The 24,054-nt window shown below is 70.7% G+C and carries 26 protein-coding genes; 9 read left to right on the top strand and 17 right to left on the bottom strand.

Features of this window, described 5'->3' with window-relative positions:
- Positions 1–3 precede the first annotated feature (3 nt).
- The 7 genes from IE246_RS07045 to IE246_RS07015 all read right to left on the bottom strand — a co-directional run bounded on the left by IE246_RS07045 (position 4) and on the right by IE246_RS07015 (position 6,157).
- Positions 4–201: a hypothetical protein gene (locus tag IE246_RS07045; protein ID WP_189988261.1), complete on the bottom strand. Its 198-nt coding sequence runs from the start codon at positions 199–201 to the stop codon at positions 4–6.
- 136 nt (positions 202–337) lie between these two features.
- Entirely contained in the window at positions 338–931 is a 594-nt protein-coding gene (gene fdh3B, locus IE246_RS07040) for a formate dehydrogenase FDH3 subunit beta (RefSeq protein ID WP_189988260.1), read from the bottom strand.
- Between the two features lie 12 nt (positions 932–943).
- On the bottom strand, positions 944–3,814 hold the full coding sequence (locus tag IE246_RS07035) for a formate dehydrogenase subunit alpha (RefSeq protein WP_189988259.1): 2,871 nt from the start codon (positions 3,812–3,814) through the stop codon (positions 944–946).
- Between the two features lie 90 nt (positions 3,815–3,904).
- A complete protein-coding gene (locus IE246_RS07030) occupies positions 3,905–4,099 on the bottom strand; it encodes a ubiquinol-cytochrome c reductase iron-sulfur subunit N-terminal domain-containing protein (protein ID WP_189988258.1) in 195 nt (64 codons plus the stop codon).
- Between the two features lie 50 nt (positions 4,100–4,149).
- A complete protein-coding gene (locus IE246_RS07025) occupies positions 4,150–4,728 on the bottom strand; it encodes a TorD/DmsD family molecular chaperone (RefSeq protein ID WP_229836584.1) in 579 nt (192 codons plus the stop codon).
- Between the two features lie 132 nt (positions 4,729–4,860).
- Complete coding sequence (locus IE246_RS07020; RefSeq protein ID WP_189988257.1) at positions 4,861–5,607, bottom strand: DUF3306 domain-containing protein; 747 nt, start codon at positions 5,605–5,607, stop codon at positions 4,861–4,863.
- Positions 5,608–5,617: 10 nt separating this feature from the next.
- On the bottom strand, positions 5,618–6,157 hold the full coding sequence (locus IE246_RS07015; protein WP_189988256.1) for a DUF3305 domain-containing protein: 540 nt from the start codon (positions 6,155–6,157) through the stop codon (positions 5,618–5,620).
- A 173-nt stretch (positions 6,158–6,330) separates the two neighbouring features.
- Here IE246_RS07015 and IE246_RS07010 point away from each other — a divergent pair, with 173 nt between their 5' ends.
- Positions 6,331–8,361, top strand: coding sequence for a 4Fe-4S binding protein (locus tag IE246_RS07010; protein ID WP_189988255.1), 2,031 nt, complete (start codon positions 6,331–6,333; stop codon positions 8,359–8,361).
- A 48-nt stretch (positions 8,362–8,409) separates the two neighbouring features.
- Here the strand turns inward: IE246_RS07010 and IE246_RS07005 are convergent, their stop codons facing one another.
- From IE246_RS07005 to IE246_RS06980, 6 genes are read right to left on the bottom strand one after another with little or no spacing between them, the layout of a single operon-like run.
- Positions 8,410–8,697, bottom strand: a complete 288-nt coding sequence (locus tag IE246_RS07005) for a hypothetical protein (protein WP_189988254.1) — start codon at positions 8,695–8,697, stop codon at positions 8,410–8,412.
- 4 nt (positions 8,698–8,701) lie between these two features.
- A complete protein-coding gene (locus IE246_RS07000; protein WP_189988253.1) occupies positions 8,702–9,715 on the bottom strand; it encodes a DUF6352 family protein in 1,014 nt (337 codons plus the stop codon).
- The gene (locus IE246_RS06995; protein WP_189988252.1) at positions 9,712–10,203 is read right to left on the bottom strand and encodes a DUF6505 family protein; all 492 of its coding nucleotides are present in this window, start codon (positions 10,201–10,203) and stop codon (positions 9,712–9,714) included. Before IE246_RS06995 ends, IE246_RS07000 begins: the two co-directional genes overlap by 4 nt.
- Entirely contained in the window at positions 10,200–10,925 is a 726-nt protein-coding gene (locus tag IE246_RS06990; protein WP_189988251.1) for a biotin/lipoate--protein ligase family protein, read from the bottom strand. The genes IE246_RS06995 and IE246_RS06990 overlap by 4 nt, the downstream gene beginning before the upstream one ends.
- On the bottom strand, positions 10,922–12,028 hold the full coding sequence (locus IE246_RS06985; protein ID WP_189988250.1) for an Mrp/NBP35 family ATP-binding protein: 1,107 nt from the start codon (positions 12,026–12,028) through the stop codon (positions 10,922–10,924). Before IE246_RS06985 ends, IE246_RS06990 begins: the two co-directional genes overlap by 4 nt.
- Positions 12,021–12,224 carry a DUF6494 family protein gene (locus tag IE246_RS06980; RefSeq protein ID WP_189988249.1) on the bottom strand — a complete coding sequence of 68 codons (204 nt, stop codon included), beginning with the start codon at positions 12,222–12,224 and terminating at the stop codon, positions 12,021–12,023. Before IE246_RS06980 ends, IE246_RS06985 begins: the two co-directional genes overlap by 8 nt.
- A gap of 189 nt (positions 12,225–12,413) precedes the next feature.
- On the opposite strand from IE246_RS06980, the gene IE246_RS06975 reads away from it, so the two are divergent.
- From IE246_RS06975 to IE246_RS06965, 3 genes are read left to right on the top strand one after another with little or no spacing between them, the layout of a single operon-like run.
- Complete coding sequence (locus IE246_RS06975; RefSeq protein WP_189988248.1) at positions 12,414–13,121, top strand: ABC transporter permease; 708 nt, start codon at positions 12,414–12,416, stop codon at positions 13,119–13,121.
- On the top strand, positions 13,105–13,866 hold the full coding sequence (locus IE246_RS06970) for an ATP-binding cassette domain-containing protein (protein ID WP_189988247.1): 762 nt from the start codon (positions 13,105–13,107) through the stop codon (positions 13,864–13,866). The genes IE246_RS06975 and IE246_RS06970 overlap by 17 nt, the downstream gene beginning before the upstream one ends.
- Positions 13,863–14,684, top strand: a complete 822-nt coding sequence (locus tag IE246_RS06965; protein ID WP_189988246.1) for an ABC transporter substrate-binding protein — start codon at positions 13,863–13,865, stop codon at positions 14,682–14,684. Before IE246_RS06970 ends, IE246_RS06965 begins: the two co-directional genes overlap by 4 nt.
- A 3-nt stretch (positions 14,685–14,687) precedes the next feature.
- Here the strand turns inward: IE246_RS06965 and IE246_RS06960 are convergent, their stop codons facing one another.
- Positions 14,688–15,146, bottom strand: a complete 459-nt coding sequence (locus tag IE246_RS06960; protein WP_189988245.1) for a hypothetical protein — start codon at positions 15,144–15,146, stop codon at positions 14,688–14,690.
- A gap of 44 nt (positions 15,147–15,190) precedes the next feature.
- On the bottom strand, positions 15,191–16,534 hold the full coding sequence (hemN, locus tag IE246_RS06955) for an oxygen-independent coproporphyrinogen III oxidase (protein WP_189988244.1): 1,344 nt from the start codon (positions 16,532–16,534) through the stop codon (positions 15,191–15,193).
- A gap of 137 nt (positions 16,535–16,671) precedes the next feature.
- Here hemN and IE246_RS06950 point away from each other — a divergent pair, with 137 nt between their 5' ends.
- The 5 genes from IE246_RS06950 (at position 16,672) to IE246_RS06930 (ending at position 22,214) form a co-directional block, all read left to right on the top strand.
- Positions 16,672–17,412 carry an SDR family NAD(P)-dependent oxidoreductase gene (locus tag IE246_RS06950; RefSeq protein ID WP_189988243.1) on the top strand — a complete coding sequence of 247 codons (741 nt, stop codon included), beginning with the start codon at positions 16,672–16,674 and terminating at the stop codon, positions 17,410–17,412.
- Positions 17,409–17,870: a PAS domain-containing protein gene (locus IE246_RS06945; RefSeq protein ID WP_189988242.1), complete on the top strand. Its 462-nt coding sequence runs from the start codon at positions 17,409–17,411 to the stop codon at positions 17,868–17,870. Before IE246_RS06950 ends, IE246_RS06945 begins: the two co-directional genes overlap by 4 nt.
- A gap of 63 nt (positions 17,871–17,933) precedes the next feature.
- Positions 17,934–19,643: a choline dehydrogenase gene (gene betA / locus IE246_RS06940; RefSeq protein WP_189988241.1), complete on the top strand. Its 1,710-nt coding sequence runs from the start codon at positions 17,934–17,936 to the stop codon at positions 19,641–19,643.
- Between the two features lie 187 nt (positions 19,644–19,830).
- Positions 19,831–21,438 (top strand): GMC family oxidoreductase, encoded by a 1,608-nt coding sequence (locus IE246_RS06935; RefSeq protein WP_189988240.1) that lies wholly within the window; start codon positions 19,831–19,833, stop codon positions 21,436–21,438.
- Positions 21,435–22,214 (top strand): inositol monophosphatase family protein, encoded by a 780-nt coding sequence (locus tag IE246_RS06930; protein WP_189988239.1) that lies wholly within the window; start codon positions 21,435–21,437, stop codon positions 22,212–22,214. Before IE246_RS06935 ends, IE246_RS06930 begins: the two co-directional genes overlap by 4 nt.
- A gap of 147 nt (positions 22,215–22,361) precedes the next feature.
- On the opposite strand, the gene IE246_RS06925 is transcribed toward IE246_RS06930, so the two are convergent.
- Both IE246_RS06925 and IE246_RS06920 read right to left on the bottom strand, forming a co-directional pair.
- Positions 22,362–23,210 carry a pirin family protein gene (locus IE246_RS06925; protein ID WP_189988238.1) on the bottom strand — a complete coding sequence of 283 codons (849 nt, stop codon included), beginning with the start codon at positions 23,208–23,210 and terminating at the stop codon, positions 22,362–22,364.
- 8 nt (positions 23,211–23,218) lie between these two features.
- Positions 23,219–24,037, bottom strand: a complete 819-nt coding sequence (locus tag IE246_RS06920; protein ID WP_189988237.1) for a DUF169 domain-containing protein — start codon at positions 24,035–24,037, stop codon at positions 23,219–23,221.
- Positions 24,038–24,054: the final 17 nt, after the last annotated feature.

The following is a 24,054-nucleotide window of genomic DNA, read 5'->3' as shown; positions in this document are numbered from 1 at the left end:
TTGTCAGTTGTAGCTCTGTCGCTGAGCGCGCTGGCGCAGCGTCTCGAGGGTGTCGTCGGCCAGCGCGTCGTCCGGCTGTCCTTGATAGACGCCCTTCTCGTAGGTCAGGGGCCGACCCTGCTCCTGCTCGCGGCAACCGGCGAGTGCCGCCACCGCCAACAGGCCGACGACGACCACAAACCTTCGATGTCCAGAATTCATCATCACCGTCCCGGTCCGACGCGAGGACCGGCGCCACGCCACAGCCAACCGGCTGCGACCGCGGCGCCGCCCATCGTGCCTCAGTGTGGATAGCGGAGCGCGCCGACACAGCAGCGCCGGCGCGCTCCCCTGCCGGTCAGGAGCCCTTCAGCCCGTAGGCCGTGCCCCATCCCCAGGCGCCCGAGCCGAAGCCACGGGCCACCACACGCTCGCGGAAGATCGACGACACCGTGTCGCCGTCGCCGGCCAGCAGCGCCTTGGTCGAGCACATCTCCGCGCACAGCGGGAGCTTGCCCTCGGCCAGACGGTTGCGGCCGTACTTCTGGAACTCGGCGGCGGAGTTGTCCGTCTCCGGGCCCCCGGCACAGAAGGTGCACTTGTCCATCTTGCCGCGCGAACCGAAGTTGCCGGCCTGCGGGTACTGCGGCGCCCCGAACGGGCACGCGTAGAAGCAGTAGCCGCAGCCGATGCACAGGTCCTTGGAATGCAGGACCACGCCTTCGTCGGTCTGGTAGAAGCAGTCCACCGGGCAGACCGCCATGCACGGCGCATCGGAGCAGTGCATGCAGGCGACCGAGATCGACCGCTCGCCGGGCTTGCCGTCGTTGATCGTGACGACCCGACGCCGGTTGATCCCCCAGGGGACCTCGTGCTCGTTCTTGCAGGCGGTGACGCAGGCGTTGCACTCGATGCAACGCTCGGCATCACACAGGAATCGCATGCGTGCCATTGTGCGTCTCCCTTACGCTCGTTCGATCCGGCACAGGGTGGCTTTCGTCTCCTGCATCTGCGTGACGGAGTCGTAGCCGTAGGTCTGCGCGGTGTTGGAGGACTCGCCGAGCACATAGGGGTCGGCGCCGTGCGGGTACTTGCCCCGCAGGTCCTTGCCCTCGAAGTGCCCGCCGAAGTGGAACGGCATGAACGCCACGCCCGGAGCGACACGCTCGGTCACCATGGCGGCGACCTTCACCTTCGCCCCTTCCGGGCTGTGCACCCACACCATCTCGCCGTCGCGGAGACCGAGGTTGTTGGCGTCCCTCGGGTTGACCTCGACGAACATCTCCTGCTGGAGCTCGGCGAGCCACGGGTTCGACCTGGTCTCGTCGCCGCCGCCCTCGTACTCGACCAGGCGGCCGGAGGTGAGGATGGTCGGGAAGTCCTTCGCGAAGTCCTTCTCCTGGATCGACTTGTACAACGTCGGCAAGCGCATGAACTTGCGGTCGTCGTAGGTCGGGTAGTCGGCCACCAGGTCACGCCGCGGGGTGTACAGCGGCTCCCGGTGGGCCGGAATCGGATCCGGGAAGGTCCACACCACCGTGCGGGCCTTGGCGTTGCCGTAGGGCGCGCAACCGTGCTTGATCGCGACCCGCTGGATGCCGCCCGACAGGTCGATCTTCCAGTTGCACTTGTCGCCGCCGGCGGCCTCGATCGCCTTGCGCTCGTCGTCGGTCAGGTCGGAGTCCCAACCGAGCTTCTTGAGCATGGCCATCGTGAACTCGGGATAGCCGTCCTCGATCTCGGAGCCGACCGGCCAGCTGCCTTCCGCCAGCAGGTTGTCGCCGTTGCGCTCGACACCGAACCGGGCCCGGAAGCCCATGCCGCCCTCGGCGACCGGCAGGTCGACGTTGTACAGCACCGCCGAGCCGGGATGGCCCATCTCCGCCGTGCCCCAGCACGGCCACGGCAGGCCGTAGAACTCGCCGTCCGCCGGGCCGCCGTTCGCGCGCAGCGTGGTGCGGTCGAAGGTGGCCTGGTTGGCCATGTGCAGCCGCAGCCGCTCCGGCGACTGGCCGGTGTAGCCGATGGTCCACATGCCGCGGTTGAACTCGCGGGTCAGGTCCTCGATGAGCGGCTCCTCGCCGTTCACCTTGATGTTGCGGAACAGCCGGTCCTCGAAGCCGAACTTCTTGGCCAGCAGGAAGGCGATGACGTGGTCGGGCTTCGACTCGAACAGCGGCTTCACGACCGTCTCGCGCCACTGCAGGGAACGGTTCGACGCCGTCACCGAGCCGTAGGTCTCGAACTGGGTCGCGGCCGGCAGCAGGTAGACGCCGTCGGTCCGGTCGTGCAGCACCGCCGACACCGTCGGATAAGGATCGATGACCACCAGGAGATCGAGTTTCTCCATCGCGGCCTTCATGTCCTTCAGGCGGGTCTGCGAGTTCGGCGCGTGGCCCCAGAACACCATCGCCCGGATATTGTCGGGCTGATCCATGTTCTCCTTGGCCTCGAGCACGCCGTCGAACCACCGCGACACCGGGATGCCGTCGGCGTTCATCAGCTTCTTGTCGGCGAACCGGCCGGCCAGCCAGTCGTAGTCCTCGCCCCAGACCCGGGCCCAGTGCTTCCAGGATCCGTCGGCCAGGCCGTAGTAGCCCGGCAGGGTGTTCTGCAGCACGCCGAGATCGGTGGCACCCTGGACGTTGTCATGGCCGCGGAAGATGTTGGTCCCGCCGCCTTCCTTGCCCATGTTGCCGAGCGCCAGCTGCAGGATGCAGTAGGCACGGGTGTTGTTGTTGCCGTTGGTGTGCTGGGTGCCGCCCATGCACCAGACCACGGTGCCGGGCCGGTTGTTGACCATCAGCCGCGCGACCCGCTTGAGCTGGGAGCCCGGCACGCCGGTGACGCGCTCGGTCTCCTCCGGGTTCCACTTGGCGACCTCGGCCTTGATCTGATCCATGCCCCAGACGCGCTGGCGGATGTACTCCTTGTCCTCCCAGCCGTTCTCGAAGATGTGCCAGAGGATGCCGAAGATCAGCGCCACGTCGGTGCCGGGCCGGAACCGCACGTACTCGTCGGCGTGGGCAGCGGTCCGGGTGAACCGCGGGTCGCAGACGATCAACGGCGCGTTGTTCTGCTCCTTCGCCTTGAGCACGTGCAGCAGCGACACCGGGTGCGCCTCGGCGGGGTTGCCGCCGATGATGAAGATCGCCTTGCTGTTGTGCATGTCGTTGTACGAATTGGTCATCGCGCCGTAGCCCCAGGTGTTGGCTACGCCGGCGACCGTCGTCGAGTGGCAGATACGCGCCTGGTGATCGACGTTGTTCGTACCCCAGTAGGCGGCGAACTTGCGGACCAGATAGGCCTGCTCGTTGTTGTGCTTGGCGGATCCGAGCCAGTAGACCGAGTCCGGTCCCGACTTCTCGCGGATCTGCAGCATCTTGTCGCCGATCTCGTTGATCGCGGTCTCCCAGGAGACGCGCTCCCACTTACCGCCGACCATCTTCATCGGGTACTTCAGGCGGCGCTCGCCGTGCGCGTGCTCGCGCACCGACGCGCCCTTCGCGCAGTGGGCGCCGAGGTTGAACGGGCTGTCCCAGCCGGGCTCCTGCCCGATCCACACCCCGTTCTGGACTTCCGCCAGCACGGTGCAGCCGACCGAGCAGTGCGTGCAGACCGACTTGATGATCTCGACCGCGCCCTTGCCTGCCGCAGCCGCCTCGGCCTTGCGGACCGACCCACCCGAGAATGCCGTCGCGGCGGCGAGGCCGCCCACGGCGAGACCTGAGTTCCGGAGGAAACTCCGGCGGTCTACTGTCTTCTCGGCGGTCTTGGCGGCGAAAGTCGACAGACGAGGGCGTGACGCAACCTCGTTAGCCTTCTTCCTCAACATAACCAATCCCTCCCTGCACCATCCCGGCGACCAGGCCTCGCGCCCGCCCGACGGGATGTGACTAAGCCCGAACTACCCGCGGCGTGCGGATCAGAACCGGGCGGTTTCGTAGTACGTCCGGACGTGCGCGGTCTCGCGATAGCCCGAACCCTCCGGCTCCGCCGCCTCCACCGGCTTCGCCGGCGCGATGGCCGCCGCGGCCCCTGCCGCCGCCACGCCGAGCGTGGACAGCTTCAGGAAGTCCCGGCGTGCGGAGACCGTCTGGTCGTCCTTCCGATCCTTCATGTCGTGCTCCTCTACCAAGCCGCCGCCGACCTCAGCCGGCACCGGCACTCTCACTCCTCCATGGCGAAGGCCGCGGCCTCGATCTCCATGAACAGTCGGCCGATGGTGCCGGCCGGCCGATAGAGATCCGCCGACTTCGCGGCTTCGACATCGGAGAAGAAATGACCCGCCCAGGGGGCGAGATGCCGTTCGAAGAACGCCCGCTGCAGCCGGACCGGCGCCGCTTCCAGGAAGCGCCCGCGGATCAGGCCGGCCATCATCTCGCACAGCGACGCGATGTGATCCTCCGGCTCGGCGACCCCTTCCTCGCGCTCGATACCGAGCCGGGCCATGTCGTCGCGCAGCACCGCCAGCGGCTTCTCGTGCAGGAAGCCGGTCAGGTAGTACGACGCGAACGGGACGAGCTCGCCGCGCCCGAGGCCGATGAAGAGGTCCGTGTACTCGTGGCGCGCCGCCGTCGGATCGATCGTGCGGGCCCGCTCCGCCAGCGCCGCGAACGCCTGCCCGAGCGGCGTCTCGTCGCCCTGCAGCGTCCGCAGCTCCGCGAGCAGGGCGGCATCGGGCTCGCGCCGGAAGACGGCCGCCAGGACGTCGTAGACGCCGGCCCGCAGCATGTCCTCTTCGGCCACGGTCGCGTCCTCGTGTTTCAGCCCACCGGCATTCGCCGACACGCCGTCCTCCCGCCTGTTCGATCCGCGGTCGCGTTCGAGCCGTACCGCAGTTGTGTACAATTCTAGGGCAATCCGGTCCGGTTGCCAGACCTAATTGTCCGAATCCCGCGCCCCGGCGGGGATTTCGCCGGCCTCCGGCGTCGCGAACACCATGCGCCGCCGACGTTGGGCCGACGACCGGGATCCGTCGGACGCGGCGGCTTCGCGGGAAGCGCCCCCGGCGACCGGACCGGCCGGGCCCGATTCCGCGCCGGCCGGCTCCGCCTCGCCCGGCCTTGCGGTGCCGTCCGCGCCGCCGGCTTCGGCCGGGTCTTCCGGGCTCTCCGGCCCCGCACTCTCCGGCCCCGCGCTTCCGGGCCCGGCCCCCACGGGCTCGTCGGCCGCCAGCCTCTCGGCGGCCTCCTGCAGGTGCGCGGCACCGCCCTTGCCGACCTGATAGACGGTCTTCACGGCCGCCCCGACCAGCATCGCCGCATCGGTGTAGTCCTCGTCGTAGTCGTTCAGCCCGTCGAGGTTCGCGAGCACCGGGTCGAGCCGCCAGACCCGGCGCAGCGCCATGTTGCGCAGGCGCTTCGGGACGCCGGACCGCATGAACGCGGCGACGTCGTCCGAGGCTGTAAGCGTGGTCGGGTCGGGCAGTTCGTAGCGCGCCAGCAGTTCCTCGTCGCTGAGCGACTCCTCGTCGACCGCGTCCGGTCCGGCGCCACCGGCGGTGGTCGCGGCGGCCGGGACCGGCGTCGGCCGCGGCTCGTCCGGGAGCTCCGGCCGGCCGCCCCGGGCCTGCTGCTTGCGCCTCGACCAGCGCGACAGGAAGCCGCCTTCGGTGGGCCGGCTCATCGCCGCCCCCTCATCGCCGCCCCCGGCCGGTCGGCGCCCGGTAGACGTCGGAGGTCTGGCGGATCCGCGGGTCGCCCTTGCCGTCCTCGACCTGCTCGACATCGATGCGATCGCGCCGACGCTTCACGAACGCCTCTTCCTCGTGGTGCTTCGCCACGAAGGCCTCCAGCCACTCGAGCATCGCCGGCGGCACTTCCAGCCGCTCGATCAGTTCCTCGGCACTGTCGGTCCGGTCCTGGGCCTCGTAGGGCGACAGCGAGACGAAGCTCGGCTCGAACTCCCATTCGCCCGCCGCCGGGTCGCCCTCGCTGATGCCGACGTAGATCGCCGGCGCGCCGGTATCCAGGTTGGCGACATAGGCTTCGGTATCGGACCGGTACAGGTGCACCGTCATGGTCGCCGCGTGGTAGCGGATCCGGTCCGGTTCCTCGGTCAGCAGCCGCCAGCGCACCCCCTCTTCCGCCCATGGCAGCACACCGACGGGCTCCCACGTCCACTCCTGCCATGGGTGATTGATGCGCCGCTTCTGGACGATGATGCCGACCGGCATCGCCTCATGCCTCTCCATTGCCATCCGTCGTTGGTGCCCGGGCCTGTGCCCCTCTCCTCCGCATGCGCCGCGTCTCGGCGCGGCTGCACTAGGCAACGAGTCCGACACACTTTAGGTTCAGCCGCAAGGGAGCGGCGACTCCCGGGAACCCGTCGGCGAGGAGACGATTCGGCATGCGGCGAGGCGATCGCACCGTCCTGATTTGCGACTGCGGCGGCACCATGGACATCGACGGCCGCAAGCTGGCGAAAGCCTGTGGCGGGACCGGCGACGAGGTGTTCACGGCATTGTGTCGACGGGAGATCGGCCGGTTCGTCGACGCGCTCGGCGGCGACGGCCCGCTGGATGTCGGCTGTATACAGGAATCGCCCGTGTTCGCCGAAGTCGCCGAGGACCACGACGCCGGAGGCCGTGTCGGCTTCTTCAACATCCGCGAAACCGCCGGCTGGTCGGACGAAGGGGCTGGCGCGCTGCCGAAGATGGCGGCGCTGATCGCCGAGGCGGCGCTGCCGGTCCCGGCGTCGCGGGCCCTGACCCTGACCTCCGAGGGCACCTGTCTGGTGTACGGAAGCGGCCAGACCGTGCTCGACGCCGCCCGCCGGCTGTCCGACGCGCTGTCCGTCACCTGCATGATGCTCGACGCCGACGACGCCCTGCCCCCGACCTCGGTCGACTTCCCGATCGTCACCGGCCGGATCCGGCAGGCCACCGGGCGGTTCGGCGCGTTCGAGGTGACGGTCGACCGGTTCGCCGAGCGCACCCCGTTCGTCCGGAACGGCTTCGGGTTCGAGCGGCCGGTCGACGGCGCCCGGTCGGAATGCGACGTGATCGTCGACCTGTCGGGCGAGCCGACGCTGTTCCCGGCGCCGGAGAAGCGCGACGGCTACCTGCGCGCCGACCCGCGCGACCCGGCATCCGTGCTGACCGTGCTGCTCGAGGCGTCGACCCTGGTCGGCGAGTTCGAGAAACCGATCTACGTCAACGTCGACCAGGGGCTGTGCGCGCATTCCCGCAACCGCAAGACCGGCTGCACCCGCTGCCTCGACCTGTGTCCGGCCGGCGCGATCGCCCCGGACGGCGACGCGGTGGCGGTCGACCCGGCGCTGTGCGGCGGCTGCGGCCTGTGCGCCGGCGCCTGCCCGACCAGCGCGATCACCTACGCCTACCCGGACGTGCAGTCGGTGCACCAGCGGATCATGACCCTGGCCGCCGCCTATCGCGACGCCGGCGGCAGGGCGCCGCGCCTGCTGGTCCACGACGACAAGGCCGGCACCCGGCTGATCGAGGCCGCCGCCCGCTATGGCCGCGGCCTGCCGGCCGACGCCATCCCGATGGCGGTCAACGAGGTCGGGCAGGTCGGCCACGACATCCTGCTCGGCGCTCTCGCCCAGGGCTTCCAGGAGGTGGTGCTGCTGACCGACCCGCAGCGGCCGGACGACTATGCCGGGCTGGCGGCCCAGATCGCCGTCACCGAGGCGATCCTGACCGGCCTCGGCGACGCCGGCGGCCGGGTCCGCGTGCTCGACACCGGGGACCCCGAGGCGTTGAGCGAGTCGCTGTTCGGGTCCCGCCCCGCGACGATTCTGCCGACGGCGACCTTCGTGCCGCTCGGTCGCAAGAAGGCGATCACGCGGCTGGCGGCCAAGGGTCTCGCGGCGGCGCTCGGGGCGTCGGTCGAGGCGGTGCCGCTGCCGGAGGGCGCGCCCTACGGCCGGGTGGCGGTCGACACCGGCGGCTGCACGCTCTGCCTGGCCTGCGTCAGCGCCTGCCCGGCCGGCGCCCTGCAGGACAACCCGGACCGCCCGCAGCTGCTGTTCCAGGAGGACGCCTGCGTGCAGTGCGGCCTGTGCGCGACCACCTGCCCCGAGAAGGTGATCACCCTGGAGCCGCGCTACGCGCTCGCCGACTCCGCCCTGTCGGCGCAGCTGCTTTTCGAGGACGAGCCCTACGCCTGCATCTCCTGCGGCAAGGAGTTCGGCACCAAGCGGTCGATCGAGGCGATCGTCAGCCGGCTGTCCGGCAAGCACTGGATGTTCGCGACCGGCGACCGCGCCAACCTGATCCGGATGTGCGAGGACTGCCGGGTGCAGGTGCAGTTCCAGAGCACCGACAACCCGATGGCCGGCCCGCCGCGCCGGGTGCCGCGCACCACCGCCGACTACGAGCGGGCCCGCGAGGAAGGCCGGGAACTGGACGACGAATGAAGCCGTCCGCGCCGCCTCGGTGGTCCGGCAGGATGCAGCCGCGGCCGGCTACTGCGGCACCGTCGAGCGGCAGAGCGCCTCGGCGCGCTGCTTGAACAGGATCGCCTGCTCCGGTCCGAAGACGCCGTCGGCAATCCCCTTGTCGATGGTCGCGTGGTGCCCGGCGATGCACCGCGACAGCGGGTCGTCCGGGACCGCCGTCCCGCCGGCCATCAGCGGCATCAGGTCGTCGCGGTGAATGACCGCCAGCACCGCCAGCGCCGACAACGCGACCCCGGCCGCGACCACGCGGGCGGCCGGACGGTCGAGGAGGTGCGGGCGCGCATTTTCATGCATTGCATCAACTCGTCGGCTTAAGCGGCAGATTTGCAATGATGTTTTGTGGCTTCATGCGAATCACGCCGTCGCTTCCCATGGCCAGGCCGAGATAGATCGGCCGGCCGGCCACAGTGTCGCGCACCGCGGCGGTGTCGTCGATCTCCATGCGGAACAGCGCCAGGATCTGGCGAAGCTGCTCGTCCCCGAGCGTCCGGCCCTCGTACAGCGCGTTCAGGATGGCGTTGGCGTCGCGGTCCAGGCCGATGTGCCAGACCCAGCGCTCGTCGTCGATCCGGCGCAGCGGCGCGATCCGGCAGACGACGCCGGCGAGATGCGCGACCCACGCCTCCAGCGCCCGCGCCAACCCGTCCAGGCCGGGCTGCGGAAAGGCGATGTCGACGGCGGTGTCGAAACCGTCGGACCGCTCCCAGTACTCGTCGCGGTTCTCTTCGCCGAGCACGTCGATCTCGACCATCGGCCCCTGGCCGCCGGCCTCCAGCGCCCGCCCGGCCTGGGCCTGCAGGTCGACCACAGCCTGATCGGCCACCATGATCCGGTCGTCGCCCAGGGTGACGCGCTGCGGCCGGAAGAACAGCTCGCCGGCCCGCACCCGGAACGGGTCGGCGGTGCCGTCCAGGGCGGCGCGCAGGACGACGTGCGCCATGTGGTCGACGAACATCGGCGGGAAATCGATCCCGCCGTTCCGCGCGACATGCAGGTAGGCCGCCTCGATCGTCGGGAACCGCGCCAGGAAATCACGGAACCGCAGCACCGCCCGGTAGTTGTCGGCAGCGTCCGGGTCGGCGAGCGCCCGCAGCTCGGCGTCGGTCACCCGGCGCATCGGGTCGGCCAGCAGGGCCTCGTGCAGGGCGCGCTCGCGATCGCAGGATTCCTCGACCGGCGCCACCTCGGGACGCCGCCAGTACGCGGCCACGAAGGCCGGGGTCAGCCGCAGCCGCCCCGCCTCGTCGCCCGCGCCGTCGCGGTCCAGCAGCCGGAAGCCGGAACTCAGCCAGAAATCGCCTGCCGCCGTCATCGGAATTTCCCATCCTCGTCGAACATCGACCAGATCGACTGCACCGCCCCCGGCTCCGCGGCGGCCACCCGCCTGAAGCCTTCCCGGACGCCCTCCGGGCCGAGCTCGCGGATAACCGCCAGCGTCGTCCCCGGCTCGTACTCCGCGCACAATTCGGCCGCGAAGGCGATCTCCTCCTCGGCCACCGGCAGCGCCGCCGCCCGGTCCGGCGCGCCGTAGCGGTCGACGAAATGGTCGGCCAGGGCCTCGGTCAGCCGGCGGCGCGTCGTCTCGTCGGCGCTGGCGACCGCCACGAAGGTCGAGCGTCCGAAGCCGGCGAGCCCGAGGAAGCCGTTGGCGAACGCCTGGCGGCGCTTGCCGACCAGGGTGTCGGCGGTGTCCCGGGCGAACTCGAAACCGCCGGGCACCGCCCACTCGCCGTCCTCTGCCGCCCGTTCGAACACCCGGGTGTCGGAATCGTCGAACCGGACCACGCGCAGCAGCTTCATCCGCCGGGTTCCTCGAGATGGGCGGTCAGCGAGTCCGCACGGGTCCCCGCGGGCCCCTTCAGCAGCGCCCTCCCGTCCTCGTCGAGGCCGATGAACCCGGCCGCGCCGACGGTCATCGTAGGCTCTGCGCGCGCCCGCCAGGCGTCGTGCACCGGCCGGAACCCGTCCTCCTCCCAACGCCGCAGCCAGGTCAGGAAGTGGCGCGACATCGACTCCAGGAGCCGGGACGGCGGGATCGGCCCGCTGCCCTCCTCGTACAGCGAAGTCTGGCCGGGCCGGTCGCCCGGTTCGAACGAACCATCGGCGAACAGTTGCAGGTCGAGCCCGACCACCAGCCAGTCCGGAACCGCCGCCGGATCGGAGCCCGACGTCGCGAGCCGGACCCGCCCGGCCTCGGCGCCGTTCACCAGGACGGTGGTCGGCCACCGATACTCGACCGCGACCTCCGGCGGCGTCAGCGCGCCGATCGAGTCGCCGGCCGCCACCATCAGGGTGTGCGCCATCTGCAGCGCGCGCTCCAGCGGAACCTCGGGCGCCAGGGTGATGGCGAAGCGCAGCCGGTCGCCGGCCGGCCCGAACACGAACGCGCCCGGATCCCCGCCACCCGCCGCCAGCCGCACGGCGGCGGCCATCGGGTCGGCGTCGGCCGCCACCTCGCACCCACTCAGCAGCGGCGGCAGCAACGGCGGCCAGACCGCCTCGTAGCCGTCGTCGACGGTCACGCCGCTCCCCCCTCGCCGACCCGACCGGCATCGGCCGCCTCGACCGTCCGGATCAGGGCGCGGGCGGCGTCGCGGAAGGCGCGGGCGTGCGGCCCGTCGGGCCGGGCCACCACGATCGGGGTGCCGGCGTCGCCGCTCTCGCGCACCACCACGTCCAGCGGGATGGCGCCGAGCAGCGGCACGCCGTGGCGCTCGGCCTCGCGGGCGGCCCCGCCCTCGCCGAAGATGTGGTCGACCCGGCCGCAATCCGGGCACTGGTAGAAGCTCATGTTCTCGATGATACCGACGATCGGCACCTGGGCGCGCTGCAGCATGGCGATCGCCTTGCGGGCGTCCAGCAGGGCCACGTCCTGCGGCGTGCAAACCACCAGCACGCCGTCGACCGGGGTCTGCTGGATCATGGTGATCGGCACGTCGCCGGTGCCGGGCGGCAGGTCGATCACCAGGTAGTCGAGCCGGCCCCAGGCCACCTTGGTCAGCATCTGGGTGAGCGCCGACTGCACCATCGGGCCGCGCCAGGCGATCGGCGTGTCCTCGGCCGCCAGCAGACCCATGGAGATCAGCTTGACGCCGTAGTTCTCGAGCGGCGCCACGGTGTCCCGGCCGAGCGGCTTCGGCCGCCCGGTGACCCCCAGCATGCGCGGCTGCGACGGCCCGTAGACGTCGGCGTCCAGCAGCCCGACCGCCTTGCCCTCGAGCGCCAGCGAGACCGCCAGGTTGGCGGCCGTCGTCGACTTGCCGACCCCGCCCTTGCCGCTGGCGACCGCGACCACATGCCTGATCTCCGCCAGCGCTGCCGGCTCCGCGGCGGGCGCCTCGAACGCCATGCCGGCGCGCCGCCCGCTGCCGGCCCCGCCATGGGCGGTCAGGATGCCGGTGGCGCTGGTCACGCCCGGCAGTGCTTGCACCGCCCGCTCGGCGCGCTGGCGCAGCGGCTCGAGAGCGGCCCCGCGATGGGCGTCCACCTGCAGCGCAAATCCGACGTTGCTGCCGCGGATCGTCACGCTCTCGACCATGCCGGCCGAGACCAGGTCGACGCCGCGCGACGGATCGACCACCGTCCGCAGTGCGTCCAGGACCGCGGCTTCGGTGACCTCAGCCATTCGAATCCGGCAGGACGATCTCGGCTTCCACCACGTGGTGCAGGTCGCTGCCGTCCAGGGTGATGACCGCGCGGGCGGTGCGGGTCCGCGGCCCGTCGGGGCCGATGGATCCCGCCGCGCGCTGCAGTTCCTGCTGCGCGGTCACGCCGACCTGCTTCAGGAACTTCCGCACGGACATCTCGAAATCGTCGGCCATCGGCCGTCCTCCCTCGTCGCTGTTTCGCGCAATGTAGGGACCTGACCCGGGTGCGGCAATCGCACTCGAGAGGCTGCATCCATCATGCATTGATACGTGAATTTATGTTCTTTCTACGAGAAACGCCCTCAAGCTGTACACGCTGCAACAGGAGCCTAGAGTCCGCCGCCAAAGGGAGGACGGGCAACGGTGCAGGATTTCGGCGCGGCGTTCGGGGAAGCGTTCCGCTTGCTGGTGTCGCTCGACCCGGATCTGGTCGAGATCGTCGCCCTGTCCCTGCGCGTCAGCCTGGGGGCGGTGCTGGCAGCAGCCGCAATCGGCCTGCCGATCGGGGCCGCCCTGGCGGTCGCCCGGTTCCCGGGCCGCGGCGTCGCCCTGGTGGCGCTGAACTCGCTGATGGGTCTGCCGCCGGTCGTGGTCGGGCTGCTGGTCTACCTGGCGCTGTCGCGCGCCGGCCCGCTCGGACCGCTCGGGCTGCTGTACACCCCGGCCGCGATGATGATCGCCCAGATGATCCTGGTGGTGCCGATCATTGCCGCGGTCAGCCGCCAGACCATCGAGGACATGAAGGAAGAGTACGAGGAGCAGCTCCGCGTACTCGGCGTCGGCCCGTCCGGCATGGTCGCGACCCTGCTGTGGGATGCCCGGTTCAGCCTGCTGACCGCCCTGCTCGCCGGCTTCGGGCGGGCGATCGCGGAAGTCGGCGCGGTCATCATCGTCGGCGGCAACATCAACCACGTGACCCGGGTGATGACCACCGCCATCGCGCTGGAGACCTCCAAGGGCGACCTGGCGCTGGCGCTCGGCCTCGGCCTCATCCTGCTCGGACTGGCGATCACGGTGAACGCGGCGGTCATGCTGCTGCGGCGGACGGCGGGCCATGCAGCTTTCGCCTGACCGCCCCGCGCGACCGGCGGGAACCGGCGGCCACGTGCTGCCGGTACGGGCCACCGGCGTGACCATCCGGCGTGGCGGCCGGGCGCTGCTCGACGGAATCGACATCGGCATCGAGCCGGGCCCGCTGACCGTGATCATGGGACCGAACGGCGCCGGCAAGAGCCTGCTGTTGCGGGTGCTGGCCACTCTGGTCCGCCCGGACGCCGGAGTCGTGACCTGGGGCGGCACGATGCCCGACCGGGGACGGGCGCCGCAGCTCGGCTTCGTGTTCCAGAAGCCGGTCATGCTGCGCCGCTCGGCCATCGACAATGTCCGCTATGCCCTCAAGGCTGCCGGGGTGCCGCGCGGCGAGCGCGACCGCCGTGCGGCCGAGGCGCTGGCGGCGGCCGGCCTCGAGCGGCTCGCCGGCTCGCCGGCCCGAGTCCTGTCGGGCGGCGAACAGCAACGGCTGGCGATCGCCCGGGCCTTGGCGACCGGCCCCGAGGTGCTGCTGCTCGACGAGCCGACGGCGAACCTCGACCCGGCCGCCACCCTGGCCATCGAGACCCAGGTCCAGGCGGCCCACCGGGCCGGAACCACGGTGGTGTTCGTCACCCATGACCTCGGCCAGGCCCGGCGGCTGGCCGACGACGTGGCGTTCGTGCACCACGGCCGCGTCGCCGAACGGACGCCGGCCCATCGCTTCTTCTCAGCGCCGTCGAGCGAAGCGGCCACAGCGTTCATCGAAGGGAGACTGATACCATGAGACGTCTGGGACTACTGCTTGTCGCCGCCGCTGCCCTGCTGGCGCCGCTCGCCGGCGCCGGCGCGGCCGAAAAGTTCATCACCGTGCAATCGACCACCTCGACCCAGAACTCCGGCCTGTTCGACCATATACTGCCCGTCTTCACCGGGAAGACCGGCATCGAGGTCCGGGTGGTCGCCGTGGGCACCGGCCAGGCGATCAAGAACGCCGCCAACGGCGACGGCGACGTGCTGTTCGTGCACGCCAAGCCGGCGGAGGAGAAGTTCGTCGCCTCGGGCGGCGGCGTCGAGCGTTTCGACGTGATGTACAACGACTTCGTGTTCGTCGGCCCGAAGGCCGATCCGGCCAGGATCGCCGGCGGCAAGGACGCCGTGAAGGCGCTGCAGACCCTGGCCGCTTCCGGCGCCCCGTTCGCCTCGCGCGGCGACGACAGCGGCACCCACAAGAAGGAAAAGGCGCTCTGGAAGGCCGCCGGCATCGACCAGGGCAAGGCCAGCGGCGGTTGGTACCGCGAGACCGGCTCCGGCATGGGCGCGACCCTCAACGCCGCCGTCGGCATGGGCGCCTACACCATGTCCGACCGGGCGACCTGGATCTCGTTCAAGAACAAGGGCGACTACGCGGTCGTCGTCGAGGGCGACCCGATCCTGTTCAACCAGTACGGCGTGATCCTGGTGAACCCGAAGAAGCACCCGCACGTGAAGGCCGCCGAGGGCCAGGCCTTCATCGACTGGCTGCTGTCGGCCGAAGGACAGCAGGCCATCGCCGCCTACAAGATCAACGGCCAGCAGCTGTTCTACCCGAACGCCAAGAAGTGACGGTCACCGAAGCTTCATGATGTCCGGCTTGAGTGTCGGGGTGACCATCTCGGTCGCCCCGCCACCGCCGCACCTTCCCTCGGTCGCAGTGACCGCCGACCGGTCGAGCGGGATCGAGTAAACGCACCACGTCAGTCGACAACGCGGTTCCCCGCCGGGCAGACGCTCGTGCCGGCTGATCCGAATCGCCGGAAACCGCTCGGTATCGTGGTTCAGCCGATCGGCGACCAGCCGCGACGGGAAGTCGTAGCTGCCCCACTCCCAGTTTTCGGACAGATCGCGGGCCAGCGCTGCGGGCGCCACATCCGGCTTCAGCGCGGCGAGTGCCAGGCTGCACTGGTCGAGCACCCGCTCGCGGTGCCGGTCGACCGCATTGCCGGTCTGCCAGCGAACGAACAGGCCAGCCACGACGATCGCTGCCGCCACGCTTGCGATCGCTATACGCGCCACCAGCAGCCGCATCGGCACCTCCGCCGACGCCTATAGCACACGCCGTGACCGGAAGCTCAGACCGCCCGGCTGTGTCGCCCCTGCATGGTGTCCAGGGCCGGGTCGAAGCAGGCCGCGACGTTGCGCATGTAGCGCCGCCCGAGCCCGGTGCACCGGATGGTCCACTCGTGGAGGGCGACCAGACCGTCCGCCTGCAGTTCGCCCAGCCGGTCGAGGGCTCCGGCCAGGACTTCCACGGGCTGCCCGGCGGCGTCCGCGACGCGGGCCAGGTCCACCGCCCCGTCGCACAGCACCCGCTCGATGACCTCGCGGCGCAGCCGGTCCTCGTCGTCCAGCGCGATGCCGCGGGCGATCGGCAACTCACCGGCCGTCACCCGCTCGCCCCAGCGCTTCAGGTGCGGCTCGTTCTGGACATAACCCTGCGGCAGCGAGCCGATCGAAGACGCGCCGAACCCGACGATGGCGTCGGCCGGCTCGACCACGTAGCCCTGGAAGTTGCGGCGCAGGCGGCCGGTCGCCGCCGCCACCGCCAGCGGGTCGTCCGGGCGGGCGAAATGGTCGAAGCCGATGGCGTCGTAGCCCTTCTCGTCGAGAACCTGGGCGGCCGCCTCGGCCTGCCCGAAGCGCGCCTCCGGCCCCGGCAGAACCGACTCGTCGATCGCGCGCTGGTTGGCCTTGAACCAGGGCACGTGGGCATAGCCGAACACCGCGACCCGGTCGACGCCCAGCATCGCGACCGCCCGCGCCGAGGCCGCGACATGCTCCTCGGTCTGCTTGGGCAGACCGTACATCAGGTCGGCGTTGATCGCGGTGATCCCGGCCTTTTTCAATCCGGTCACCGCCCGGGCGACGGTGCCGAACGGCTGGATCCGGTTGATGGCCCGCTGCACCTCGGGATCGAGGTCCTGAACCCCGAGGCTGACCCGGGTGACCCCGGCCTCGGCCAGCCCGGCGATCCGCGCCTCGTCGAGGCCGCGCGGGTCGACCTCGACGGCGATCTCCGCACCGGGCTGGAATTCGAAGCGGTCGCGCAGCCGCCCGACCAGGGCGAGGAAGCTGTCCGGGTCGAGGATCGTCGGGGTGCCGCCACCGAAATGCACGTTGACCACCGGCCGCCCTTCGCCGATCTCGGCTGCAATCAGGTCGACCTCGGCCCGCAGCAGCGACACGTAGCGGTCGATCCGATCGTCGGCGTTCGGCACCGTCGTGTGGCAGCCGCAGTACCAGCACAGGGTCCGGCAGAACGGGACGTGCACGTACAGCGACAGCGACGCCGCAGGATCGAGCCCCCGCAGCCAACCGCGGTAGGAGCCGGCGTCCACCCCCGTATCGAACCGGTTGGCCGGCGGATAGCTCGTGTAGCGCGGCAGGTTGGCGAGAGCGTAGCGCTCCAGATACATGCAATCCTCCCAGATCAGGTGTCCCGGATACCTCTCCGTGCCGGGATTGCCCTTGACCTGTATCAACAGCCGGTGACTTGGACAGCGGAGCGGATCGCTCTAACTTGTGTCGAAAGTCTGAAACCGGGGTGGAATCCATGACCGCATCGCGCACAGCCTTCGTCTCCGGAGCCGGCCGCAACATCGGCCGCGCCATCGCGCTCGCCCTGGCGCGGAACGGCTGCGACGTGGTGGTGAACGGACGGGCCGACACCGCCGCCTGCGAGGAGGTCGCGCGGGAGATCGAGGGCCTCGGCCAGCGCGCCCTGGTGGTCATGGGCGACGTCGGCCGCTCCGACGCGGTCGCCGGGATGGCCCGAGCGGCACTCGATGCCTTCGACCGGGTCCAGATCGTCGTCAACAACGCCGCGATCCGCCCCGAGAAGCCGACCCTGGAGATGTCTGACGAGGACTGGCACCGGGTGATCGACACCGACCTGCACAGCGCGTTCTACACGGTCCGCGCCTTCGGCCCCGGGATGGTGGAAGCCGGCTGGGGCCGGATCGTCAACCTGACCGGTATGAACGCGATGCACGGCTACAGCGGCCGCGCGCCGGTGTCGGTGGCGAAGCACGGGCTGTGGGGGCTGACCAAATCGCTGGCCAAGGAACTCGGCCCCAAGGGCGTGACCACCAACGCGATCTCGCCGGGCCCGATCGACACCGCGCACGCCGACGCCGCGATGACCGCGCATATCCGGTCGCAGAAGGACCGCATCCCGGTCGGCCGGCTCGGCACGCCCGAGGACATCGCCGCCCTGACCGCGTTCCTGTGCTCGGATTCCGGCGGCTTCATCAACGGCCAGATGATCGCGTCGAACGGAGGCGCCCAGACATGACCTGCAGCCCGCGCGCCCGCCCGACCATCGCGAGCCCGCGACTGCAGGCCCTGTACGCCTATTGGAACAAACAGCGCGGCGGCCGGCGGATGCCATCGCGCGCCGACTTCGACCCGATCGACATCCCCCGCCTGCTGCCGAACCTGATCCTGATGGACGTCGAGCCCGGTACCGGCCGGCTCAAGGTCCGGGTCGCCGGCACCACGGTGGTCGAGATGTACGGCAGCGACTACACCGGCCGGTATCTCGACGAGATCGAGTTCGGCGACCGGCGGGCCGCCGTCCTGCACGACTACACGACCTGCCTGGAGACCAGGCAGCCCTACGTGTCCGAACACAGCTTCTGGACCGACCGCGAGATCACCTACCGGATCGAGCGGGTGATCCTGCCGCTGTCGGACGACGGCGAGACCGTGAGCCATCTGGTCTCCGGGCTGGAGTTCGACACGACGGGGTGACGCGGCCGCCTCTGCCGGCCGCCCGCCCTTGCCTCGGTCCCGTTGCCGTGGCATCCCCGGCCCATGGAAAAGCGCGAGTTCGACTACGTGATCGTGGGCGCCGGCTCGGCCGGCTGCGTGCTGGCGGACCGATTGAGCGCCGACGGCCGCAACAGCGTCCTGGTCCTGGAGGCCGGCGGCAGCGACCGCTCGATCTTCATCCAGATGCCGACCGCGCTGTCGATCCCGATGAACATGAAGCGGTTCAACTGGTTCTTCGAGAGCGAGCCGGAGCCGGGGCTCGACGGCCGCCGCATGCACTGCCCGCGCGGCAAGGTGATCGGCGGGTCGTCCTCGATAAACGGCATGGTCTACGTGCGCGGCCACGCCCGCGACTTCGACGAGTGGGAGGCCGCCGGCGCCACCGGCTGGGGCGGCCGCCACGTCCTGCCCTACTTCAAGCGCGCCGAGACCTGGATCGGCGGCGGCGACGCCTACCGCGGCGGCGACGGGCCGCTCGCCACCAACAACGGCAACGGCATGCGCAACCCGCTGTACCAGGCGTTCGTCGAGGCCGGCGTGCAGGCCGGCTACGGCGCCACCGTCGACTACAACGGCGAGCGCCAGGAAGGCTTCGGCGCCATGCACATGACCGTGAAGAACGGCGTGCGCTGGTCGACCGCCAACGCCTACCTGAAGCCGGCGCTCAAGCGCCCGAACCTGCACCTTGAGACCCACGCCCTCACCCGCCGGCTGACCGCCGAAGGCCGGCGCGTGACCGGGGTCGAGTACGAGGTCGGCGGCCAGATCCGGCGGGCGACGGCGCGGCGTGAGGTGATCGTGTCGGCCGGCCCGATCGGGTCGCCGACCATCCTGCAGCGCTCCGGCATCGGCCCGGCTGCCCTGCTGCGGGACCACGGCATCGAGGTGGTGTCCGACCGGCCCGGGGTCGGCGGCAACCTGATGGACCACCTGGAGGTCTACTTCCAGTTCCGATGCACCCGGCCGATCACCCTGAACGCCGAGCTCAGCCTGTGGCGCAAGGCCCTGATCGGCGCCCGCTGGCTCCTGTTCAAGGACGGCCTCGGCGCCACCAACCACTTCGAGTCCTGCGCCTTCGTGCGTTCGCAGGCCGGGGTCGAGTGGCCGGACATCCAGTACCACTTCCTGCCGGGCGCCATGCGCTACGACGGCAATGCGGCGTTCGCCGGCCACGGCTTCCAGGTCCATGTCGGCCCGAACAAGCCGCGCAGCCGCGGCCGGGTGCAGATCGGCGGGCCGGCCCCGACCGACACGCCGTCGATCCTGTTCAACTACCTGACCGACCGGCGCGACATCGAGGACTGGCGCCGGGTGATCGCCATCACCCGCGAGATCATGGCCCAGCCGGCCATGGGCCCGTATCGCGGCGATGAGATCCAGCCGGGTGCCGCGATCGCCGAGGACGCCGAGGTCGACGCCTGGGTGCGGGCCAACGTCGAGAGCGCCTACCACCCGAGCGGCACCTGCCGCATGGGCGCCGACGACGACCCGCAGGCGGTGGTCGACCCGCAACTGCGGGTGATCGGCGTGGAAGGGCTGCGGGTGGTCGACAGCTCGATCTTCCCGACCATCACCAACGGCAACCTGAACGCGCCGACCATCATGGTCGGCGAGAAGGCCTCCGACCACATCCTCGGCCGGCAGCCGCTCGCCCCCGCAAACCTGCCGGTGTGGATCGCGCCGGACTGGCAGAGCCGGCAGCGCGCCGGGGCGCCGGCCGATCCGGCTTCCCCGCCCGCCCACATCCGCTAAACTCCCGCCAGGCAAGGACGACCGTCCATTGCCCTCATCCCGGACGAACGCGCCGGACCGGTGGGATCGATCCGGGACCACGACGTGCGCGTCGATGGGTCCCGGATCGCACTTCGCTTGTCTGGGATGAGGCATGGGGGCCTACCCCGTGCAATGACCACGAGACGGGAACGAGAAAGGCGCATCGATGGCTGCCGAGTGGGACTACATCATCGTCGGCGCCGGGTCGGCCGGCTGCGTGCTGGCGAACCGGCTGAGCGCTGACGGGCGGCACAAGGTGCTGCTGCTGGAGGCCGGGCCGCGCGACAGCAGCTTCTGGATCCCGATGCCGGTCGGCTTCTACAAGCTGCTGACCAGCAAGACCTACAACTGGGGCTTCGTCACCGAGCCGGAGGAAGGTACCGGCAACCGGGCGATCGCCACCCCGCGCGGCAAGACGCTCGGCGGGTCGAGCGCGATCAACGGCGTGCTTTACGTGCGCGGCCAGCCGCTCGACTACGACACCTGGAGCCAGCTCGGCAACCGCGGCTGGTCGTACGAGCAGGTCCTGCCCTACTTCAAGCGGTCGGAGACCTACACCAACGGCGGCGACGACAGCCGCGGCACCGACGGGCCGCTGGGCGTCACCGAGACCACCGAGCACCACGAGCTGCTGGACGCCTTCGTCGATGCCGCCGAGGCCGAGGGTTTCCCGCGCAACGCCGACTACAACAACGGCGACCAGGAGGGCTTCGGCTACTACCAGATGACCGCCCGCAACGGCCGCCGGGTCAGCACCGCCAAGGCGTTCCTGCACCCGGCCATGGGCCGCGCCAACCTGCGGGTCGAGACCGAGGCGTTCGCCACCGGGCTGCTGTTCGACGGCAGGCGCGCCGCCGGCGTCGCCTACACCGTGCGCGGCGAGCGCCGCGAGGCCCGGGCCGGGCGCGAGGTGATCCTGGCGGCCGGCGCCGTGCAATCGCCGCAGCTGCTGGAGCTGTCCGGCATCGGCGACCCCGCCGTCCTGCAGCGCCACGGCATCGAGGTCCGCCACGCCCTGCCCGGGGTCGGCGAGAACTACCGCGACCACTACGGCACCCGGATGCGCTGGCGCATCACCAAGCCGATCACCCTGAACGAGCTGACCCGCGGCCCGAACATGGTGAAGGAGGCGATCCGCTGGTTCATCACCGGCCAGGGCATCCTCAGCTACGGCGCCGGGGCGATCTTCGGCTTCGTGAAGACCCGGCCGGAGCTGGAGACGCCCGACGTGCAGTTCCACCTGGCGCACGCCAGCTATGCCGATGCCGCCACCCGCAAGCTCGAGAAGGAACCGGGCATGACCCTGGCGGTCTGCCCGCTGCGCTCGGAATCCAAGGGCAGCATCCACATCAAGTCGGCCGACCCGGCGACCCCGCCGGCGATCCGCGGCAACTTCATGGCCGACCCGATCGACGTGGCCGCCATCGTCGAAGGCATGAAGATCGGTCGCCGCATCGCCGAGGCCGCCCCGCTCGACCCGTACCGCGCCTTCGAGATGACGCCGGGCCCGGACTGCCGGACCGACGCCGATTTCGAAGCCTATGCCCGGCAGACCGGCCAGACCCTGTACCATATCGTCGGCACCGCCAAGATGGGGCCGCCGACCGACCCCATGGCGGTGGTCGACGACCGGCTGCGGGTGCACGGCGTGCCCGGGCTGCGGGTGGTCGACGCCTCGATCATGCCGACCCTGGTCTCCGGCAACACCAACGCCGCCGCCATCATGATCGGCGAGAAGGGTTCCGACATGATCCTGGAGGACGCCCGGGCATGACCGCGACAAGCGACTTCCGGCAGCTCGCCGAGCATCTGGCCGACACCGCCCGCGGTATCGTCCGCGACGGCCGCGACCGGCTGGCCATGGACATCAAGGCCGACGGCAGCCCCGTGACCGCCATCGACAAGGCGGTCGAGAAGGCCCTGCGCGAGATCCTGGCCCGCGAGGCGCCGGACCACGGCATCATGGGCGAGGAGTTCCCGTCCGTGGGCCTCGAGCACGAGTTCGTCTGGGTGCTCGACCCGATCGACGGCACCAAGCAGTTCGCCGCCGGCCTGCCGGGGTTCGGGGTGCTGATCGCGCTGTGCCGCAACCAGAAGCCCGAGCTCGGCATCATCGAGCAGCCACTGACCGGCGAGCGGACCCTGGGCATCTCGGGAGACGGCTGCTGGCTGAACGGCCGGGCGATCCGCACCAGCGGCAGGACCGAAATCGCCGAGTGCATCGCCGGCATCTGCAACCCGGACTCGTTCGGCCCGTCGCACGACCCGGGCATGCAGCGCCTGCGCACCGCGACCCGCTGGAACGTCTGGGACACCGGCTGCCTCGGCTACGCCTCGCTGGCGCGCGGCGCCATCGACGTCACCATCAACGGTCCGAACCTCGACCCGTTCGACATCTGCGCCCTGGTGCCGGTGATCCAGGGCGCCGGCGGCGAGATCTCGGCCTGGGACGGCAGCGCCCTCACTCTGCACAGCGAAGGCGCCATCGTCGCCTCGGCCAGCGCCGGGCTGCACGAGGCGGTACGGGGGCTGTTGAACGCAAGCGCCTGAGGTCCGGGCGTGGGTCCCGGCTCTACCCCCGGCTCAAGGCCGGGGTCCGGCCGGGATGAGGAGATTCCCACAACCCTCATCCCGGCCGTAGCCCGGACTTGCTCCGGGTGGAGAGCCGGGACCCCGACGGGCACGACGACAGCCTCGCTACCCGAACTTGCCGGCCTGATAGTCTCGGATCGCCTGGACGATCTCCTCGCGCGTCGTCATGACGAACGGGCCGTGCGCCACCACCGGCTCCCCGATCGGGTCGGCGTGGCCGAACAGGACGACGGCGTCGCTCGTCGCCTCGATCCCGACCGCATCGCCGTCGTCGTTCAGCTCGACCAGCCGGAAACCCTCGACAGCAGTGCCGCCGACCCGCAGCTCGCCGCGCACCACGTACAGGAACACGCTGCGCCGGGCCGGCGCCGGCATCGCGATCCGGCCGCCGGCCTGCAGTTCGACGGTGCTCATGAACACGCCGGTCAGCGAGCGCATCGCCCCGGCCTCGCCCTCAAGCTCGCCGGCGATCAGGTTGACCGTCACCCGGCCGTCGTCGCGGCTCAGCGTCGGGATGTCGGCGCGCTGCAGCCCGGTATAGGCCGGCGCCGTCATCTTCAGGCGCGCCGGCAGGTTGACCCAGAGCTGCAGGATCTCCATCGGCCCGCCGGCCCGCTTGAATGCTTCCGGCGAGACCTCGGCGTGCACCAGCCCGCTGCCGGCAGTCATCCACTGCACGCCGCCGGCCTCGATGACGCTCTCGTGGCCACCGCTGTCGTAGTGCGCCAGGCTGCCCTCCAGGATGAAGGTCACGGTCTCGAAGCCGCGGTGCGGGTGCGGGCCGAACGGCAGGCCGCTGCTGCCGGGCGGATAGGTCTGCGGGCCGTGGTGGTTCAGGAACAGGAACGGGTCGACCTGCTCGACGCCCGGCCCCGGCAGCGGCCGCCGGGTGACGAGATCGCCGATGTCGTCGCGCAGGGCGGCGTGCAGCGCCTTGACAGTCCGCAGTCTCATTCCTTCCTTCACCCGTAGCTCTTCGACATGCCGGCCGCCGGATCGGCGAACGCGCCATAGGGCGGATACGGATAGCGCAGGCCGTTCTTCGCCAGCGCCTTCAGCCCGTCGACCCCGCGCACGAACTCGTCCGGCGGGCAGGCCATCAGCAGCTCGTCGTCGGCGACCCCGCCGTAGCGGCGCTCGGCATAGCACGGGATCGACAGGCTGGTCTCGCGGGTGCTGAGCGCCCTGCCCCAGCTGTCGGCGCAGGCGCTCTCGCCGGTGATCGTGAAGTCGTAGCGCTTGTAGGAGCGGTACTGCAGGCCGTTGACGAACAGGATCATCTGCCCGGGCGTGGCGTAGAACAGGCAGATGTCCGGCGGGTCCAGCCGGCCGCTGCGCAACGGCGAGGCGCACAGCCCGGAATAGCGCCCGGCCGGCACCCGCGGCATCTGTGCCTGATGGGCGGCGGCGGCTTCCCGGTTCTCGAACCACACCCCGGTCATGTGCTCGCCCGAGGCCAGCCCCTCCGGCACCGGCTCCAGCCCGATATTGGCGCCGCAGCTGGCATTCGGCCGCAGGTTGTCGCGCACCACGCCGAGGGTGAAGCCGGCGGTGCGGACCTGGGTGACCAGCTGGCAGGTGGTGAAGTGAAGTCCCTGCCCCGGCTTGCGCAGGCCCGGCACCTTGTCCATCTCGGCCGCGTCCTCGAACAGCTTCATGCCGAACGGCAGGGTGCGCAGCCGCAGCATCTCGGTCAGCGCCTCGGCGGTGTCCTTGATCTCCGCCGCGGTCGGCGTCGGCATCGGCTGGCGCGGCGGGATCGGATCGAGGGAGTCGGGCATTTCAGCCTCCTTGAAAC

Source organism: Thalassobaculum fulvum (assembly GCF_014652915.1).
Classification (GTDB): domain Bacteria; phylum Pseudomonadota; class Alphaproteobacteria; order Thalassobaculales; family Thalassobaculaceae; genus Thalassobaculum_A; species Thalassobaculum_A fulvum.
The sequence above is the reverse complement of the archived record's forward strand: the minus strand, read 5'-3'. Positions and strand labels throughout refer to the sequence as shown.